Here is an 18,393-nt window from a genome sequence, read left to right as displayed (position 1 = left end):
AATAATGAAAGGTCTATTTAAGGAGTTTAAGGATTTTGCCGTGAAAGGCAATATGATAGACATGGCTATCGGAATCATTATTGGGACTGCATTTAACAATGTGGTGAATACCTTAGTAAAAAAGGTAATAATGCCTCCCTTATCCTTAATGACCGATGATGTAAACTTAGCCAATAAAAAGTGGATTCTTAGGGAGTCCATGGTGAATGTGGAGGAAGTCGCAATTGGTTATGGTGAGTTATTGGAAGTTATCATCGACTTTGGAATCATTGCCTTTACCATTTTCATTATGCTAAAATTTATTAATAGGTTTAAAGAAAAGTCGGAAGATCCTACGAACCAAGAGGTAAAAACACCTAAAAATATTGAACTTTTATCAAATTTGGAACGCTTAATGAAAGAACAGAATACCATTCTTAAAAATCAGAATAAGGTATAATTCCATGAGACTTATAGTTCAATAAATACTAATTATTCTATATCCACGGCTTAAGAACGTTTTATAACTATATTTGGCGAAATTCAATTTTAAATGGACCTTACAAATCCCCTTATTTACGGCGTACCCTGTTTTATAGCCTTTATTTTATTGGAATTAACCTATAGCCATACACATGGAGATAAGGATTTATACGTTTGGAAAGACCTAATGGCCAGTGGGGCTATGGGAATTGGTTCGGCTATTCTTGGTCCGCTAATTAAGGTCACCGTTTTAATTGTAGTTTTTAACTATACCTATGAACTATTTAACCCTCTTGTTGATGGGGTTAGAACCAATATAATGGGATATAAGTCCTTTGGGTATGCATGGTACATTTTTTTGTTGTGTCAATTGGCTGATGATTTCACCTACTATTGGTTTCATAGGGCAAACCATGAGATAAGAATTTTGTGGGCAGCACATATTGTTCACCATTCATCCGATCATTTTAACCTAGGTACCGCCATTAGAAATGGATGGTTTACTTTATTATATAAGCCTTTTTTCTACATGTGGATGCCGGCCATAGGTTTCCCCGTTGAGGTAGTAATTTTTTGTCTAGCCATCGAATCTTTTTGGCAATTCCAATTACATAGCAAATATGTCCCAAAAATGGGGTGGATAGAAAAGATTTTTAATACACATACCATGCATCAGGTACACCACTCCCAAAATGTGGAATACCTCGATAAAAATCACGGTGGATTCTTAAATATCTTTGATAAAATATTCGGTACTTGGAAAGAATTGGACGATGACGTTGAAGTACAATTTGGAGTTATACATGCCCCGGAATCATACAATCCTCTCGTTATTTTAACCCATGAGTTTAAGGATATTTGGAACGATGTAAAGAAGTCCAAAAAACTTTCCCATAAGTTGATGTATATTTTTGGTCCTCCGGGTTGGAGCCATGATGGCAGTACTTTAACGGTTAAACAGCAACAACGACTATTTCAAGAGCATAAAAGCGCCAACCCGGAAGTGGTCTTTAGTCGACCTAATTAATTAGTTTTACCAAATAAAATTAAACTTCCCAACCTGGCCGGTAAGTTCTACCTACAAATTGGTTAGCTTCTTCGAGATTGGTTATTCGCATATTTTCACCGTCCCAAAGTAGTTTTTTACGAGCAAAGAAATCCATTTGGCCTTGTTCGTTTTCTTTGCGTAACATATAACTTCTAATTGCTAAGTTACCCATAAGTACAGTTTCTGTCATAGGTCCGGCATAATCGAAGGAAGAGGTTAACCCTAAATGTTCCTCGCTCCCAAATCCTGCCTTACATGCATCTACCCATTTGCGCTGGTGACCATACTCTGGTTCTGGGTTATCTTCGACCTCGGGCCCAAATTCGGTAATACCATCATTTAAATACAGCTTTGGCATTAATGGTGAACTATCATTGATATTTGTTGAAATAATGCCTTTCTCACCAATAATTAGCACGCCATTTGCACTATTTTTACCGCCTATGTCATCATTGGCAGGAATAATATCAGGGTGCGAAGGTCGTATACCACCGTCACTCCAAGTCATTTCTATTGGTGATTTGGTCTTCTCCGTAGCATCAAAATTTAAAGTTATATAAGAGGAAGGAGGACATCCTTCTGGGTAATAATCCGGTGTCCACATTTGAGTGTAAACGGAACCTACACTACATTCCGCCGCTGTTGGATATTTTAGGTTTAAAGTTCTAAATGGTATATCCACTAAGTGGCAACCAACATCGCCAAGAGCTCCGGTGCCAAAATCCCACCAACCTCTCCAGTTAAATGGATGAAGATTGGGTACAAAAGGTCTATCTTCAGCCGGGCCTAACCAAAGGTCCCAGTTGAGCTCTTTTGGTTTTAGATTGGCATCTGCCTTTGGCATTTCAATGCCTTGTGGCCACACCGGTCTATTCGTCCAAATTTGAACTTTACTAACGGCACCAATTCTATCTTCATCTATCCATTTTTGAACCATACCTAACAAGGGGTTAGATCCACCTTGGTTTCCCATTTGACTCACAATTTTCTTGTCTCTGGCCAATTGAGTAAGCGTTCTCGCTTCTTTTATATTATGCGTCATGGGTTTTTGTACATAAACGTGTATGCCTCTTTCCATGGCATATTTTGCGGCAGGCCCATGAACATGATCTGGGGTGGATATTGTTACGGCGTCAATATTTTTCTTCTTGTCGAGCATAACTCTAAAATCATCATAGAGTTTAGCTTTTGGAAAGGATTCCACTGCCCTTGATGCAGAACCTGAAAAATCGACATCACATAATGCTACAACCTTTTCCCTTCCATTGACGGACGCATTGGTTATATCGCTAAAACCTTTACCTCCCGCACCAATGGCCGCTAGGTTTAAACGGTCACTGGGAGCAATAAAACCTGGACCGCCCATAACATGTCTTGGTACTATAAAAATAGATGAGGCCAAAGCACTTTTCTTTACGAAGTTCCTACGGCTAATCGGTTGTTTCTTTTTGTTTGAATTTTTCATTATTTAAAATAAGTTAATTTTATAGAATCATAGTAATACCTCAAGGTACTAATTAATTATGTTGTGAAACGGTCAAAAATATACACATATCGCAATAAATATTAAAATTCACGAATTTTCATAAATAGACAGGCATCAGTGACCAAATTCTGGAATAATATATTATCCAATTGAAACCAAGAAATAGTCGAGTTACGTATGTTTTTCAAATCTCTGAAGAGCTTGCCGTGTTTTTTTCTTACGTAGTTCAAAAAATGCTACCATGGGCGAAAATGCTATGGCAAAGTAGCGATAGCCCTTGGGAATAGACCTGACTTCTTTGTCGAAAACGACCAAATGGCTTATGTGGGCTAAGCATAAACTCAATGAGGAAAAGATTGTACAGACCAGTAATCCAATGGGAATCATGAGTCAGAAATGACTTTTTTAATGTAGTTAAAAGTGAAATTCCAAAAGAACTATGCGCATAATCATGGACAAGACCAAACCTCTATTTGTTGTTTTCCTCCATTACAAGGGTTCAAGCTTATCTGCTGCAATCGAAAAAAATAATAGTATCGATTCCCAAAACAATTTCTAAATGGTAAGTTTCAATTAAGTTATCCACGCCCTTGAACTGGTGAATATTTCAAACATCACTAATTGGTTTTGTATGCTGTTCCCGTTTTTACGATAAGTTTTTTGTTTGGGTCTTTTACGGCGTTCTTGTATTCGAAGGTATACGAACTATCCGTGGTCTTTATAATTTTATAGTGTATGCCCATTTTGCTTTTTAAATCTTGAAGTATAAATTCACATTCATTAATCCACCTTATTGAAGCACTGTCGATTACATTATCGTAATAATCTATACTAAATTTTTCACCACGTACAAATCGACCTGTTTTAAGAGTGTCTCCAACCTTATAATTGAACATAAATTCACCAGTTTTAAAATTCACACAATCCCTATTTGGCGCGTAGCAAGAAATAAATAATAATAAGGGTAGTCCGATTGGAAGTATTCTTTTTAGCATAGTTGCAAAATAATCAAATTACCAATGAACTAGGAATATTTGAATCCAATTGTTTTCAAAATGATTAGTTCTTTTGGTATTCCTGGAAAGTGCCGTCGTTAAAGAAGATAACGATGCGATCAATTAATTTCCTTTCTTTTGGGTTTACAGTGTTCTCCAGGATATTTTGTGAAGTGGTTGTAGGTTTCAAATCACTGCGCTCCCTTTTAGGGAATTCTCCCTTGCCGTAAAGTAACCAGTAAAGATTTACTTCATCATAGGTTTCGACAACCTTCATGATAAATTCTAGACTTGGTTTATTTCTACCTTTTAGAAGATGTGAGATACTTGATCTAGGGACTCCGATTTTATCAGAAAATACTGCAGCAGACAACTCATAGTAGTCCATGATTTTTTCTATTCTATTTACAATGCCTTCTTTCTCCATAGCTATATACAAAATTAAACAAAAGGTAATTTATTTAAATTCGGAATGCATTCAATTATTAAAAAAAACTTCAACTTAAGTGTTATTTAAACTAATTCAAATAACTGATATATAATATATTATACTATTAATTTATAAAAATAAATAACAGTGTTAAAATATATTGAGTAAAGGAAATATGTTGTTTACAAATGTAATTTTTAATCATAGTATTTTTGCTCTTAATTCATTAAAATGTATGGGGGACGGGTATAATTATTCAAAAATAAAAGTAGAGAAGATACGTGGGCGCTATATTAACAACGCACACATTTACGGTTTTATAAATAGTCTTAAAGGGTCTTGCAGATTAGAAATGTTAGGTGAGTCCGTAGATAAAAACCCAATCTATGTAATGAATGTTGGCCAAGGACCAAACCGAATATTGATGTGGTCCCAGATGCATGGCAATGAGTCTACCACAACCAAAGCGGTAATCGACTTACTGCATTTTCTAAATAATGGAACTACATTGGCAAATGATTTATTAAGTAAGGTAACCTTGAAGATTATACCTATTTTAAATCCAGATGGCGCTATTGCCTATACCAGGGTTAATGCAAATAACATGGACTTGAACAGGGATGCACTAAATCTTACGCAGCCAGAGAGTAGATTCCTAAGAGCTGTTTTCAATGATTTTAGACCTCATTTTTGCTTTAATTTGCATGATCAAAGAACCATTTTCAATGTTGGGGATTCCAATAAACCCGCAACGGTATCATTTTTAGCGCCTGCGTTCGATGAAGAACGGAATACCTCCCCTACAAGAGAAAAGGCAATGCGGATTATAGTGGCCATGAACCAAGCCCTACAGAAAATTATTCCCGGACAAGTAGGTAGATTCGATGATTCTTTTAATCCCAATTGTGTAGGTGATTCCTTTCAAATGGAAAAAGTGCCTACCATACTTTTTGAGGCCGGACATTATCAGGAGGATTATCAAAGGGAAAAAACAAGGGAATTTATATGTACGGCACTGTATAAAGCTATGTATACTATAGGAAACGATGAAACAGAAAATTACGAACTCGACAAGTATCTGGAAATTCCTGAAAACAAAAAACTTTTTTTCGACATTATAATCGAAAACGCAAATATTTTGGACAGTGATCTTGGAGAAAACGAATGCTTGGGAATACTATTTAAGGAGACTTTGCAGCATGATAAAATTGTCTTTATTCCTGAAATAGCTGAAAAAGGTTTTAAACCAAACAGTTTTTTTGGGCATAAAATCGTAGATTGTCTAAAGGAAGAGGATTTAAATTGGTTGAGAAGGGAAAGAGTTCTGGAATCAATGGATTAAGCTTTCTTGACCTTTTAATTATTAAAGGATTACGATTTTCACACAAAATCATAATATTTATTATATTTCTTTTTAATATTTTTTATTTTTGCATAAAATTAATCAAACATGGGAAAAGTTAAATTAGACGAAATTGACCATCAAATTCTGGACATGTTAATTGATAACACCAGAACACCTTTTACAGATATTGCAAAAAAACTTTTAATTTCCGCAGGAACAGTCCATGTGAGGGTTAAGAAAATGGAAGAAGCTGGTATTATAAAAGGCTCTTCACTAACGTTGGATTATGTAAAGCTTGGATACGCATTTATTGCTTATGTGGGTATTTTTCTTGAAAAAACGCACCAGACCAAATTTGTACTGGAGCGTTTAAATCAGATACCAAACGTTACAATTGCACATATTACTACAGGTAAATTCAACATATTTTGTAAAATCAGAGCTAAGGATACAACTCATGCAAAAAACATCATTTTCAAAATAGATGACATTGATGGCATAAGTAGAACGGAGACCATGATATCATTGGAGGAAAGCTTTAATGACAAGAAAAGACTAATGCACACTATTTTTAACGAATTATAAAATTCTATTTACGATATTAGAAGGCCCAATCATAAAATGATTGGGCTTTTTTGACTAATCAAATTTAGCAATCAGAATATGAGAAAATCAGAACTACAGGACTTAGGAGTTGGCAATTTCTACAATACCTATCTAAATACTTTAGGGGACGTAAACCTTATGGAATCATTGTATGAGGGAAAAGAATGGTTTATGGACTTTATAAAGGAGCTACCCTTGGAAAAATTAGGATATGCATATGCCGAAAATAAATGGACTATTGCCGAAGTCTTAATTCACATAATTGATACGGAGCGTATTTTTCAATATAGGGCATTTAGGTTTTCAAGAAATGATAAAATGGAGCTTCCCGGTTTTGACCAAGATCAATATATAACGGAAAGCAATAGTTTGAACAGGAAGAAAGAGGATATTTTGGAAGAATATTTAGCGGTAAGGAACTCCACGATAACACTTTTCAAGAATTTGGGTAATGACCAGCTGTGCAGAATAGGCACCGCCAGTGGAATACAGTGGAGTGTAGCCACTTTAGGTTTTACCATAAGTGGTCATCAAAGGCACCATGCCAATATTTTAAGGGATAAATACTTATAGTTTAGTCTAAGTCGGAATATTCAGGATCTTCAGCTTCGAAGTTTATTTTAAATTCCGTTGTTATTTCTCCTTCCTCCATCACTTCTTCAGGCGTTTTGGTTTGAAGTTCTTTTTCAATGTTATCTTCAAAATTTGCAATAAAGTTGGAAAGGCTTTTACTGATTTTTACAAGATAAAGGGTTTCAGCAGTTCTTAGTTCCACGGCTTCAACAATATCACCATGGATATTTTTAAAGGTGATAATGTCCTCATCACCATACCCATATGGGTAAGTTTCAATTAATAGGGTAGCGAGGCTGTGGTCTAATTTTTTGTAATCGATTAGTCTTCTGGTCATAATAGTTTAGGTTAGTTTGTGAAATTCATTATTCCTTGAACCTAAACTAAATATTTAATGGTCGCTGTTTTGTAAAGAGTTGTGAAACAGCGGTTTTAGTATATGAACTTTTTATTCCATGTAGTAAGCAAAGGCTTCCTTAAACAATTCTGGGGAAATTATAACATCGGTTTGGGTTTCTCCAATCTTTTTTAACAACACGAAATTGATGTTCCCATGTGAATTTTTCTTGTCGTATTTCAATAATTCAAGAATATCCGAAATATCCTTATCCGAAAATGTAATCTTTGAATAGTATTTAAGAAAGGTGTCCTTAATATCCTTCAATTGATCTTTTGACAAACCCGTCAACTTATGGGATAGATAGCCTTCTGTAATCATACCTATGGCTATGGCCTCTCCATGCAAGAGGGTTTCCTTGTTTTCGTTTTCTAAAAAATAAGATTCAATGGCATGTCCCAGCGTATGTCCGTAATTAAGTATCTTTCTTATGTTTTGTTCGGTCGGGTCCTGTAAAACAATCTTGTTCTTTAGTTCAACGGACGGCAAAATATGATTTTTCAATTCATTAAGGGAACCCACCTTTTTTAAGGCCTCCCAGTAGTCTTCGTTTCGTATAAGTCCATGCTTAAGCATTTCGGCAAACCCACTTACAATTTGCCTTTCTTCCAAAGTTTCCAAAAAATCAGAAACTATTAAAACCATAACAGGTTGATTAATTACACCGACTTGATTTTTCAATGGACCCAAATCAACGCCAGTTTTCCCTCCAACAGAAGCATCAACCATGGACAATAGGGTAGTGGGCACATTTATAAAATCAATACCTCTTTTAAAGGTAGAGGCCACAAACCCCCCAAGATCAGTTAATACGCCTCCTCCAAGATTAATCAATAGACTTTTTCGGTCGGCCCCAAGCTCAGATAGCGCCTCCCAAACACCAACGCAGGTATCAATGGTTTTGTTAACTTCTCCTGACTCAATTTCTACAATCTCAAAATTATACTCACCACTAATTTCCGACATAAAACGGGGAAGGCATAACTCATGCGTATTCTCATCGACCAAAATAAAAATGGTCGAGTAATTGTTGGATTTTAAACATGAATTGAGTTGCTCAAAAGCTATGGTATCAAAATGCACGGCATAAGAATCTGAAACTATGGACTGCATGAATATTGAATTATATTTTGACCTAAAAAATTAAATTTAAGAGCACAAAATAAAGGTTATTTTAATCAAAAGAATAGAAATCCTGTGTTTATCTTTGAGGCCTTTAGAATAAAGCGCTTATGAAGGATATTTTTGAGAATACCGCAACGGCATTCTCTTTAAAGTCAGACTCGGAATTGGAAAGGGCATACTTTCTTTTTAAGATGATTGCGAATGAGCCTTTGGTCAAAATTGGTACGGCCATGACAAATTTTGCCATCAAAGCACATTTACCGGTTGAGGGTTTGATTAGGGCGACAGTATTTGACCATTTCTGTGGGGGTGTAAACGAGGAAGATTGTCTCCCAGTTGTAGATGAAATGTTCGAGAAAGGCGTATGTTCCGTTCTGGACTATTCAGTGGAGGGTAAAGACGAAGAAGACCCTTTGGACTCTGCCACCGAAATGATTTTGAAAATTTTGGACTTCGTAAAGGAGAAAGATGCTATTCCTTTTGCGGTTTTTAAACCATCTGGATTTGGTAGGTTCGCACTGTATCAAAAAATAAGTGAAGGCGAAAAGCTAAGTGAGAAGGAAGAAGCGGAATGGCAAAGAGTCGTTAATAGGTTTGAAAAAGTTTGTAAAAAGGCCCATGACCTTGATGTTTCGTTGCTGATAGACGGTGAGGAAAGCTGGATGCAAGATGCAGCAGACCAATTGGTTGAGGATATGATGCGCAAATACAACACCAAAAAAGCAATTGTTTTCAACACTTTACAAACGTACCGATGGGACCGATTAGCCTACTTAAAAAACCTGCATGAACGTGCGAAAGAAGAAGGGTTTAAAATAGGGATTAAGGTAGTACGTGGGGCCTACATGGAAAAAGAGAATGAACGTGCGAGGGAAAAAGGCTATCCCAGCCCTATTTGCGAATCCAAAGCGGCTACGGATGAAAATTTTGACGCAACCATTGCATACATGATTGAAAATTTGGGAGATATGGCCATTTTTTCCGGAACTCATAACGAAAATAGTTGTTATAAGTTGATGGAGCTTATACAAGAAAAGGGAATAGAAAAAAACAATGCTGGGGTCTGGTTTGGGCAACTTTATGGTATGAGCGATCACATATCCTTCAATTTGGCGGCAAATGGATACAATGTGGCCAAATATTTACCTTTTGGCCCAGTTAGGGATGTTATGCCCTATTTAATTCGAAGGGCCGAGGAAAACACCTCCGTAGCCGGACAAACCAGTAGGGAATTATCCTTAATAAAAAAGGAGCGAAAGCGAAGAAGTATGTAACTATGGAGTGTTAATGGATTCTACTTGAATCTTATCCGGACAATTCTTAACCCAGGCCTCTAGTTTTCGTTGCTTAAAAGCACCCTCTATCAAATAAGACTTACAAGGGCTAGTCTTCGTTTCACTCTTAGAAAAATCCACATCGCCGCTGTTAAGCAAAAAAGCAATATCCAAGGAATCTATTTGTTTATTTTCCAATTGAAGGGTAACTTCATCCGAATAATACATAGGTTTAGACCTCATGTCCTTTAGTGTCCTGCAATTTGGGAAATAGCAAAAGGATACGCCTGTTTCATCGGACTTTTTTCTTAAAAAAAGGGCTAAAAAAATAATACCGATGGACAGTCCCGCTAAATAGAATCCTAAACGTTTAAAAAAGCTCATTTCTTTCTCTCGAATTTTCTAGGTAAAATTATGGGATTATAACGGATGTTGAAAGTATGGAAGGACAATTCTAAAAAATCAAAAAGTTGATATCGCTATATTGTAGGTCGAACCAGTCTCCGACCGTTTTATTGGTTAGAATACCATGATACATATAGAGCCCATTACGTAAGCCTTTATCGAATCGAAGGGAGTTTTCCAATCCTCCATCTTCCCCAATTTTCAATAAGTAGGGAGTAAAAATATTACTGATGGAAACAGAAGCTGTTTTGGGATATCTCGATGGAATATTGGGTACACCATAATGGAGAACCCCCGATTTTTCAATCGTGGGTTTATTGTGATTGGTGATTTCACTTGTTTCAAAACAACCTCCAGTATCAATACTTACATCGATAATTACCGCACCTTTTTTCATGTGCTCTACCATGGTACTGCTTACGATAACTGGGGATCTGCCCTTGCCTCTCGTGGCACCAATGGCCACATCGCAACGCTTTAAAGCTTTTAATAGGTTTTTCGGTTGAATGGTGGACGTATAAACGGTTTGCTTAAGATTTGTCTGGATGTTCCTAAGTCTAGTGATCGAGTTGTCAAATATCTTTACATTGGCACCTAACCCAATGGCGGAGCGTGCTGCATATTCACCAACGGTTCCCGCACCAATAATTACAACTTCTGCAGGCGGAACGCCACTTATGTTGCCGAACATCAATCCATTACCCTTATTGGTAGCGGCCATTAATTCTGCGGCAATTAACACGGATGCAGTACCCGCAATTTCACTTAAAGATCGTACAGCGGGATATTTTCCATCTTCATCACGAATATATTCAAAGGCAATGGCGGTAATTCTTTTTTTTGCCAATTCCTCGAAATAGCTTTTATCCTGTGTCTTTATCTGTAAGGCTGAAATAACGGTGGTCTGCGGATGAATAAGACCGATTTCCGAAAGGGTAGGGGGTTCTACTTTCAATAGCAATGGACAAGAAAAAACCTTTTTCGTATCCCGAGTAATTTCACCCCCGGCGTCTGTATAATCCTTATCCGAAAAGTTGGCACCTTCGCCCGCACCCGATTCTAACAATACCCGATGTCCGTTTGATGTAATGGCATTGACAGCATCTGGAGTGAGGCATATCCGCTTTTCCTGATATTGGTTTTCCTTAGGTATACCAATGAATAATTCTCCTTTTTGTTTTAAAACTTCGAGGGTTTCTTCTTGTGGTATAAGTTGGTGTTTACTAAAGGGTGAGCTAGGTTGGTTCATACAAAGGTTTTCTAAAAAATGATTTTTTAGTCCTAACTCAAATGTACAATTTTTAGATAAACGATAAGCCCTTAGTATAATTTGAGATTGCTTGTGGTTTAAAATTTAAAATGAAACCAGTTCTCAAGCTTATCCTGGAAAATTTTAAGCCCCTGCTCAAGATTGTTCGTGGAAAGTTTTCTATCAATTTCTTCAGAAATGGACTTTGGTTTAAGTTCCTCTTCTATTTCGTTTTTATCCTGCGATAAAGTTGAAGAAAATCCTTGAGCCTCATTCTTTTCCTTTAACTCCTGAAGTTCTGCTTCCATAGCTTCCAAGTCAATACCGTGGACATATTTATCATAGAGCTTTATTCTAATAAAGTAAACAAATGGAATAATTACCATGCATATTGGTAGAAGCCACAATATATTCTCTGTGTCTATATAATAGTCATCGGAATATACTTCTTCAAAAATTTGAAAAGCATACATTGTAATTGGTATTAAAATAATATGATACCACCAATGCTTACATGTAAAAAACCAAATAAACAAAAGGTATAAAGGCACAAGTTTACCTAACATGAACCATACATAGACGCTCAAATTTGCAAATCCATTATCATCAATCTCCATACCCAAGAAGTTAAAGGTTGCCCCTTCCTCTGTTGATACGTACTCATGTAGTTTAAAGATAAATGGAGAAGCTATAATAAAAAAAACCATTAAGGAATCAAGAAATAACTTCCTCTTCGCCCGCTTTCTTTCTGAACTATTCATTTTCGCCGTCTATATTTCTTCGCTTAAAACTCATGCTAGTATAATACAACGACAAAAAGGGCAATTTATTGATTGCCCTTTTGTTAAATTTATAAAATTTTAAAAAAGTATGTTACCTATTCTTTTTTCCTGTCTTGGTAATCAATCTTTTATCAACGCTAGGTTTGTCATCCAAAACTGCAGGAGAGATAACTCCTAAAAGGAAAGCACCTAATGCCAAAGTGGCTAAAAAAGTTCTTTTGTTTTTCATTTTCGCTAGGGGTTTTTAGTTAGTAATCCATTTGTTCTACTACAAACGTAAGAAATAATGGACAAAAAAAATGTATTTAAACGTTAAAGTTGTGTATTTCAACGTAAAAAATGAACATTTTATCGATTAGACTGTATTTCATCGAAAAAATGCAATAAAAACCTATGAAAAACGATGATATCCTAATACAGATTTAGAGGTAATTGTAGGTTATAACTTAAATTTCCGTGATTTTTCTGGTGGTATCCTCTAAAATGTCAATTTTTAAATGGATACAATTATCGGGCAAAAGGGAAGGAATCTTTTCTGGCCATTCCATAAAAATATAAGCATCGGAAGAAAAGTAGTCCTCAACACCAAAATCCAATGCCTCCATTTCGTCGTTCAACCGGTAAAAGTCAAAATGATAGGCGATCGGCATTCCTTCTCTATCGTGATATTCGTTCACCAGGCCAAAAGTGGGACTGCTGACTTCATCTACTCCGCCCAATTCTTTGACAAGGGCTTTAATCAGGGTTGTTTTTCCAGCGCCCATGGGGGCAAAAAAAGCAATGATTTTTGAAGGGTATTCTTGAATTAGCTTTTTAGCCACCGTTTGGATTTCCTTTTCAGTATAGACGAACTCCATCATCTTTTTTATTTTGGCTCCAAAACTACAAAAGGTACAATCATTTCCTCCAAAGAAACTCCCCCATGCTGATAGGTATTTCTGTAATAACTTACATAATGATTGTAGTTGTTAGGATAGGCAAAGAACAAATCATTCTTGGCAAATATATAGGAGCTACTTACATTGATATTAGGAAGAAAAATTTTGCTAGGGTCCTTGGCCGCCAAAACATCTTTTTCTTCATAGCTCAGACTTCTACCAGTCTTATAGCGCAAATTTAAGCTGGTATCGCGGTCCCCAATTACTTTGGAGGGAGACTTTACATTGATGGTACCATGATCCGTGGTAATAATCAACTTCATGCCCAATTGCTGTGCTTGCTGAATAATCTCCAATAAGGGAGAATTTCTAAACCAGCTTTGGGTTAGCGAACGGTAAGCCTTATCATTGGAAGCCAGTTCCTTGATAACCTCCATTTCGGTTTTGGAGTGGGAAAGCATATCCACAAAATTGTAAACAATGGCAGTTAAATCATTATCTTTTTGCGATTTAAAGTTTTGGGATAAATGTTTCCCCTGTTTTAGGCTACTTATTTTATGGTATTCCCATTTTAAATCTAATCCTAACCGTTTTAGTTGCTCCCCTAAAAATTTATCTTCAAAAAGATTTTTACCCCCGTCATCTGTATCATTTTTCCACCAATCTGGATATTTTCTTTCCATATCCAAAGGGGTCAATCCGGAAAATATCGCATTACGCGCATATTGGGTTGCTGTTGGCAGTATGCTACAGTAGGACTTTTCCTTTGTCTTTTTGTAAAAGGAGCTTACTGTATCCTCAAAAGAATACCACTGATCAAAACGGAGATTATCAACGACTATCAGTAACGTTTTTTTATCGACTATTTCTGGGGCGATCCAATTTTTGAACAGCGTATGGGACATCACCGGTGCCTCTGACCCGCAAAACCAATCCACATAATTATTGTCAATAAATTTCCCGAACTGATTGTTGGCTTCCACCTTTTGGGATTCTAGAATTTCAAACATTCCACTATCCTCAATTTGCTCTAATTGTAATTCCCAGTATATTAACTTCTTATATAGTTCTACCCATTCCTCATAGGTGTTGACCATGGACATGTCCATCGCTATTTTCCGGAACTCCTGCTGGTAGTTACTGGTGGTCTTTTCGGAAACCAATCTTGAATGGTCCAGACTCTTTTTTAGTGAAAGTAAAATTTGATGGGGATTCACAGGTTTTATTAAGTAATCGGCAATCTTAGAGCCAATGGCCTCTTCCATGATAAACTCCTCCTCACTTTTGGTAATCATAACTACGGGCAAAGAAGAGTCGATGATTTTAATTTCGCTTAAGGTCTCCAAACCCGAAATGCCAGGCATGTTTTCATCCAGGAAAACGATATCGACACTAGTTCTTTCCAATTCTTCCAAAGCTTCCTGTCCGCTTTGGCAAGTAATTACTTCGTAATTTTTATTTTGAAGAAAGAGAATGTGTGGTTTTAAAAGGTCCACTTCATCATCCACCCAAAGAATTTTTATTTTATTCATTCAAGATCTATATAACTTAAGGTATCTTATTTTCTTTTGTGAAGTTAGGCTAAAATCATCGCACGCGTCAACCCCTTGGTTATAATAACATTTGCCTAACTTTGCCAATTACTTTTATACGGATTGAATGAAACCCAAAAAGCTCAGCATATTTAATGATCCAATTTACGGATTTATTAGAATCCCAAGTGATTTGATTTTTGACCTGATTGCGCATCCGTACTTTCAACGACTACGTCGAATTTCTCAAATGGGATTGTCCTATCTTGTATATCCCGGTGCTCACCACACGCGGTTTCATCATGCATTAGGAAGTATGTACTTAATGCAAAAGTCGATTCAGGTACTTCGATTTAAAGGGGTCGAAATAACCGAAAGGGAAGAAAATGGGTTGTTATGTGCTATTCTTCTGCATGATATTGGTCATGGCCCTTTTTCCCATGCTATGGAGCACAGCATAGTCAACGGGGTTAGCCATGAACATATTTCGCTCCAGTTTATGAAGGAATTGAATGCTATTTTTAATAATGATTTGGTAGATGCGATTTCCATTTTTACAGGAAAACACCCTAAGAAATTTTTAAATCAATTGGTTTCCAGTCAGTTGGATATGGACCGTTTGGATTATCTAAAACGGGATAGTTTTTATACGGGTGTTTCTGAAGGTAATACCAATGCGGAACGATTAATTACGATGCTGAATGTGGTTGACGGACATTTGGTTGTTGAAGAAAAAGGGATTTATTCCGTAGAGAAATTTTTAATGGCCCGGAGATTTATGTACTGGCAGGTTTATCTCCATAAAACCGGAGTCGTTGCAGAGCAAATTTTAATCAGTATCTTAAAAAGAGCGCGCTTCCTATTAAATGAAGGGGTAAGCTTAAAGGCCAGTAATCCACTTCTTTTTTTTCTTACGAATACGATTAACAAAACAAGTTTTGACCCTAAAATACTGCATCAATTTTCCAAATTGGACGATGTGGATATTCTTTCTGCAATAAAAGGTTGGCAGGAAGCCGATGATAAAGTACTTGCTACGCTATGTAAAATGCTATTGGATCGGAAATTATTACACATAAAGATTAAAAAGGAGCCTATAGGCAAAGACAAATTAGACAAAAAAAGAAAAAAAGTGGGCCAACTATTGGGTTTAATCTCGGAAGAGGAAATATCCTATTTTATTTTTACCGGAAAGATTGAAAATAGGGCCTATAATCAAAACAGTCAAAATATTAATATTCTCAGAAAAAATGGAAAGATAGTGGATGTAGCAAAACTATCCGACCATTTAAATCTAAGTGCACTTTCCAATACGGTTACTAAATATTATATCTGTTACCCTAAAGATGCCGTATAACAATTTTTCTTACATTTGTGCCCATGGTGTTTACAGCAGGTCAAATTGCGGGTATTTTAGAAGGTGAAGTCCATGGAAATCCAGAGATAGCCGTTCATAAACTTGCTAAAATTGAGGAAGGAGAAATAGGGTCTTTAACTTTCTTGGCAAACCCAAAATACACCTCTCATATTTATAGGACCAAGGCTTCAATTACTATTGTAAATAGGGATTTTGTTCCCGAACAAGATTTGGAAACCACGTTGATTAAAGTCGAGGATGCCTACAAATCCTTTTCCAAATTATTAGAATATTATAATCAAGTTAAAAATAATAAAACAGGTGTTGAAGAACCTGTTTTTAAGTCAGAATCCGCGACTTTTGGTGAAGACTTATATCTTGGTGCTTTTTCCTATGTAGGGAGTGATGTTGTCATTGGAAATAACGTTAAGATTTATCCTAACGTTTATATAGGGGATAATGTCAAAATTGGTGACAATGTGGTTGTTTTCGCAGGCGCTAAGATATATTCGGAAAGTATAATTGGTAACAATTGTGTAGTTCACAGCGGCGTTATAATCGGGGCAGATGGTTTCGGTTTTACCCCAAACTCTGAAGGGGAATTTTCTAAGGTTCCACAAATTGGTAATGTAATATTGGAGGATAATGTTGATGTTGGCGCAGGAACAACTATAGATAGGGCTACTCTAGGTTCTACCATTCTCAGAAAAGGAGTAAAATTGGATAATCAAATTCAAATAGCCCATAACGTAGAAATTGGAGAGCATACGGTAATAGCCGCTCAAACTGGAATAGCAGGTTCTACAAAAATAGGTAAACACTGCATGATTGGCGGTCAAGTGGGAATTGTTGGCCATATTGTAATTGGGAACCATGTGAGAATTCAGGCACAATCAGGAATTGGTAGAAACGTGAAGGATAACGAAGTATTACAGGGGTCGCCTGCCTTAAATTATGGGGACTTTAATAAGTCCTACGTACACTTTAAAAACTTACCCAAAATAATAAACAGAATCGACAACTTGGAAATTAAGGATTGACGATGAATACAAAACATAAACAACGCACCATTGCCAAGGATGTATCCCTAAAAGGAGTGGGTTTACATACTGGAGAGAACGTAACCATAAAATTTTTACCTGCTCCGGAAAATCATGGTTATAAATTTAAACGAGTCGATTTAGAAGGGGAACCTATTATTGAGGCTGATGCAAATTATGTAGTAAATACGCAACGGGGTACCAACCTTGAGAAAAATGGGGTTAAGATTCAAACTTCAGAACATGTATTGGCCGCGCTTGTAGGGTTGGAAATTGACAACGTGTTAATTGAGTTGGACTCCCCGGAACCACCAATTATGGACGGGTCCTCCAAGTTTTTTGTTGAAGCCCTAGAGGATGCTGGAATCGTTGAACAAGACGCAGCGCGCGAAGAGTACGTGGTCACTGAGGTTCTTTCCTACAGGGACGAGGCTACTGGAAGTGAGATTACCGTTATTCCTTCGGATGAATACCAAATTACGACTATGGTGGACTTTGGTACCAAGGTTCTTGGTACCCAAAATGCAACTTTGGAACGATTATCCGATTTTAAAGAGGAAATTTCAGCAGCACGTACATTCAGTTTTTTACATGAGTTAGAAATGCTTTTGGAAAACGGGCTCATAAAAGGTGGAGACCTAAATAATGCCATTGTATATGTGGACAAGGAAATTTCGGAGGCTACCATGAAAAAACTTGAAAAGGCCTTTGATAAAAAGAAGCTTTCCGTAAAACCCAATGGAATTTTGGACAATCTTACTTTACATCAACCCAATGAGGCTGCCCGACATAAATTATTGGATATTGTCGGTGATTTAGCCTTGGCTGGAACTAGGATTCGAGGTAAGGTAATCGCAAATAAACCAGGACACTTTGTTAATACGCAGTTTGCCAAAAAGCTTTCTAAAATCATAAAGCTTGAGAAACGTAATAATGTACCGAAGTATGATCTGCATAAAGCTCCTTTAATGGATGTAACGCAGATTATGAATATGTTACCACACCGACCACCCTTTCTTTTGGTGGATAAAATATTGGAGTTGTCCGATTCCCATGTAGTGGGAGTAAAAAATGTCACTATGAACGAACCGTTCTTTGTTGGTCATTTTCCCGGTGCCCCTGTAATGCCAGGCGTTCTGCAAGTTGAGGCTATGGCTCAAACTGGAGGTATACTGGTGCTTAGTACCGTACCCGATCCCGAGAACTACTTGACGTTTTTTATGAAAATGGACAATGTGAAATTTAAAAGGCAAGTACTTCCAGGTGATACTTTAATATTCAAATGTGATCTTATTTCGCCTATTAGACGAGGTATATGTCATATGCAAGCTTATGCCTATGCCAATGACAAATTGGTTTCGGAAGCTGAACTAATGGCCCAAATAGTAAAATCAAAATAAGTTACGTAG

20 protein-coding genes are annotated in these 18,393 nt (G+C 36.7%); 9 read left to right on the top strand and 11 right to left on the bottom strand.

Annotated elements, in window-relative coordinates:
- Positions 1-4: 4 nt before the first annotated feature.
- Positions 5-439, top strand: coding sequence for a large conductance mechanosensitive channel protein MscL (gene mscL, locus PP182_RS07920; RefSeq protein WP_272650812.1), 435 nt, complete (start codon positions 5-7; stop codon positions 437-439).
- Positions 440-532: 93 nt separating this feature from the next.
- Positions 533-1,489 carry a sterol desaturase family protein gene (locus PP182_RS07915; RefSeq protein WP_272650811.1) on the top strand — a complete coding sequence of 319 codons (957 nt, stop codon included), beginning with the start codon at positions 533-535 and terminating at the stop codon, positions 1,487-1,489.
- Between the two features lie 19 nt (positions 1,490-1,508).
- On the opposite strand, the gene PP182_RS07910 is transcribed toward PP182_RS07915, so the two are convergent.
- From PP182_RS07910 to PP182_RS07900, 3 genes are all read right to left on the bottom strand, one after another.
- On the bottom strand, positions 1,509-2,975 hold the full coding sequence (locus PP182_RS07910) for a Gfo/Idh/MocA family protein (protein WP_272650810.1): 1,467 nt from the start codon (positions 2,973-2,975) through the stop codon (positions 1,509-1,511).
- Between the two features lie 638 nt (positions 2,976-3,613).
- On the bottom strand, positions 3,614-3,892 hold the full coding sequence (locus PP182_RS07905) for a hypothetical protein (protein ID WP_272650809.1): 279 nt from the start codon (positions 3,890-3,892) through the stop codon (positions 3,614-3,616).
- Between the two features lie 163 nt (positions 3,893-4,055).
- The gene (locus PP182_RS07900) at positions 4,056-4,418 is read right to left on the bottom strand and encodes a helix-turn-helix domain-containing protein (protein ID WP_272650808.1); all 363 of its coding nucleotides are present in this window, start codon (positions 4,416-4,418) and stop codon (positions 4,056-4,058) included.
- A gap of 238 nt (positions 4,419-4,656) precedes the next feature.
- On the opposite strand from PP182_RS07900, the gene PP182_RS07895 reads away from it, so the two are divergent.
- The 3 genes from PP182_RS07895 to PP182_RS07885 all read left to right on the top strand — a co-directional run bounded on the left by PP182_RS07895 (position 4,657) and on the right by PP182_RS07885 (position 6,945).
- Complete coding sequence (locus tag PP182_RS07895; protein WP_272650807.1) at positions 4,657-5,763, top strand: M14 family metallopeptidase; 1,107 nt, start codon at positions 4,657-4,659, stop codon at positions 5,761-5,763.
- A gap of 108 nt (positions 5,764-5,871) precedes the next feature.
- Complete coding sequence (locus PP182_RS07890; protein ID WP_027066901.1) at positions 5,872-6,351, top strand: Lrp/AsnC family transcriptional regulator; 480 nt, start codon at positions 5,872-5,874, stop codon at positions 6,349-6,351.
- Between the two features lie 78 nt (positions 6,352-6,429).
- Complete coding sequence (locus tag PP182_RS07885; protein ID WP_272650806.1) at positions 6,430-6,945, top strand: DinB family protein; 516 nt, start codon at positions 6,430-6,432, stop codon at positions 6,943-6,945.
- A gap of 1 nt (position 6,946) precedes the next feature.
- Here the strand turns inward: PP182_RS07885 and PP182_RS07880 are convergent, their stop codons facing one another.
- Together PP182_RS07880 and aroB are read right to left on the bottom strand one after the other, a co-directional pair.
- Positions 6,947-7,282, bottom strand: a complete 336-nt coding sequence (locus tag PP182_RS07880; protein ID WP_272650805.1) for a hypothetical protein — start codon at positions 7,280-7,282, stop codon at positions 6,947-6,949.
- 111 nt (positions 7,283-7,393) lie between these two features.
- A complete protein-coding gene (gene aroB, locus PP182_RS07875) occupies positions 7,394-8,455 on the bottom strand; it encodes a 3-dehydroquinate synthase (protein WP_272650804.1) in 1,062 nt (353 codons plus the stop codon).
- Positions 8,456-8,574: 119 nt separating this feature from the next.
- Here aroB and PP182_RS07870 point away from each other — a divergent pair, with 119 nt between their 5' ends.
- Positions 8,575-9,741: a proline dehydrogenase family protein gene (locus PP182_RS07870; RefSeq protein WP_272650803.1), complete on the top strand. Its 1,167-nt coding sequence runs from the start codon at positions 8,575-8,577 to the stop codon at positions 9,739-9,741.
- On the opposite strand, the gene PP182_RS07865 is transcribed toward PP182_RS07870, so the two are convergent.
- From PP182_RS07865 to porX, 6 genes are all read right to left on the bottom strand, one after another.
- Entirely contained in the window at positions 9,742-10,125 is a 384-nt protein-coding gene (locus PP182_RS07865; protein WP_272650802.1) for a DUF4258 domain-containing protein, read from the bottom strand.
- 70 nt (positions 10,126-10,195) lie between these two features.
- The gene (locus PP182_RS07860) at positions 10,196-11,395 is read right to left on the bottom strand and encodes an alanine dehydrogenase (protein WP_272650801.1); all 1,200 of its coding nucleotides are present in this window, start codon (positions 11,393-11,395) and stop codon (positions 10,196-10,198) included.
- Positions 11,396-11,493: 98 nt separating this feature from the next.
- A complete protein-coding gene (locus tag PP182_RS07855) occupies positions 11,494-12,156 on the bottom strand; it encodes a hypothetical protein (RefSeq protein WP_272650800.1) in 663 nt (220 codons plus the stop codon).
- A 112-nt stretch (positions 12,157-12,268) separates the two neighbouring features.
- Positions 12,269-12,406 (bottom strand): hypothetical protein, encoded by a 138-nt coding sequence (locus PP182_RS07850; RefSeq protein ID WP_272650799.1) that lies wholly within the window; start codon positions 12,404-12,406, stop codon positions 12,269-12,271.
- A gap of 217 nt (positions 12,407-12,623) precedes the next feature.
- Positions 12,624-13,037 (bottom strand): tRNA (adenosine(37)-N6)-threonylcarbamoyltransferase complex ATPase subunit type 1 TsaE, encoded by a 414-nt coding sequence (tsaE, locus tag PP182_RS07845; RefSeq protein ID WP_330097982.1) that lies wholly within the window; start codon positions 13,035-13,037, stop codon positions 12,624-12,626.
- 5 nt (positions 13,038-13,042) lie between these two features.
- Complete coding sequence (gene porX, locus PP182_RS07840) at positions 13,043-14,587, bottom strand: T9SS response regulator signal transducer PorX (RefSeq protein ID WP_272650798.1); 1,545 nt, start codon at positions 14,585-14,587, stop codon at positions 13,043-13,045.
- Between the two features lie 127 nt (positions 14,588-14,714).
- Here porX and PP182_RS07835 point away from each other — a divergent pair, with 127 nt between their 5' ends.
- The 3 genes from PP182_RS07835 to PP182_RS07825 are packed head-to-tail and all read left to right on the top strand — an operon-like array spanning position 14,715 to position 18,384.
- Positions 14,715-15,944 (top strand): HD domain-containing protein, encoded by a 1,230-nt coding sequence (locus PP182_RS07835; protein WP_272650797.1) that lies wholly within the window; start codon positions 14,715-14,717, stop codon positions 15,942-15,944.
- Between the two features lie 23 nt (positions 15,945-15,967).
- Positions 15,968-16,984 (top strand): UDP-3-O-(3-hydroxymyristoyl)glucosamine N-acyltransferase, encoded by a 1,017-nt coding sequence (gene lpxD, locus PP182_RS07830; RefSeq protein ID WP_272650796.1) that lies wholly within the window; start codon positions 15,968-15,970, stop codon positions 16,982-16,984.
- 2 nt (positions 16,985-16,986) lie between these two features.
- A complete protein-coding gene (locus tag PP182_RS07825; protein ID WP_272650795.1) occupies positions 16,987-18,384 on the top strand; it encodes a bifunctional UDP-3-O-[3-hydroxymyristoyl] N-acetylglucosamine deacetylase/3-hydroxyacyl-ACP dehydratase in 1,398 nt (465 codons plus the stop codon).
- Positions 18,385-18,393 lie beyond the last annotated feature (9 nt).

Origin of the sequence: Maribacter sp. PR1 (genome assembly GCF_028464145.1) — a bacterium.
Lineage (GTDB): Bacteria > Bacteroidota > Bacteroidia > Flavobacteriales > Flavobacteriaceae > Maribacter.
Note: the sequence above shows the minus strand (reverse complement) of the source record. Positions and strands in the feature narration are given on the sequence as shown.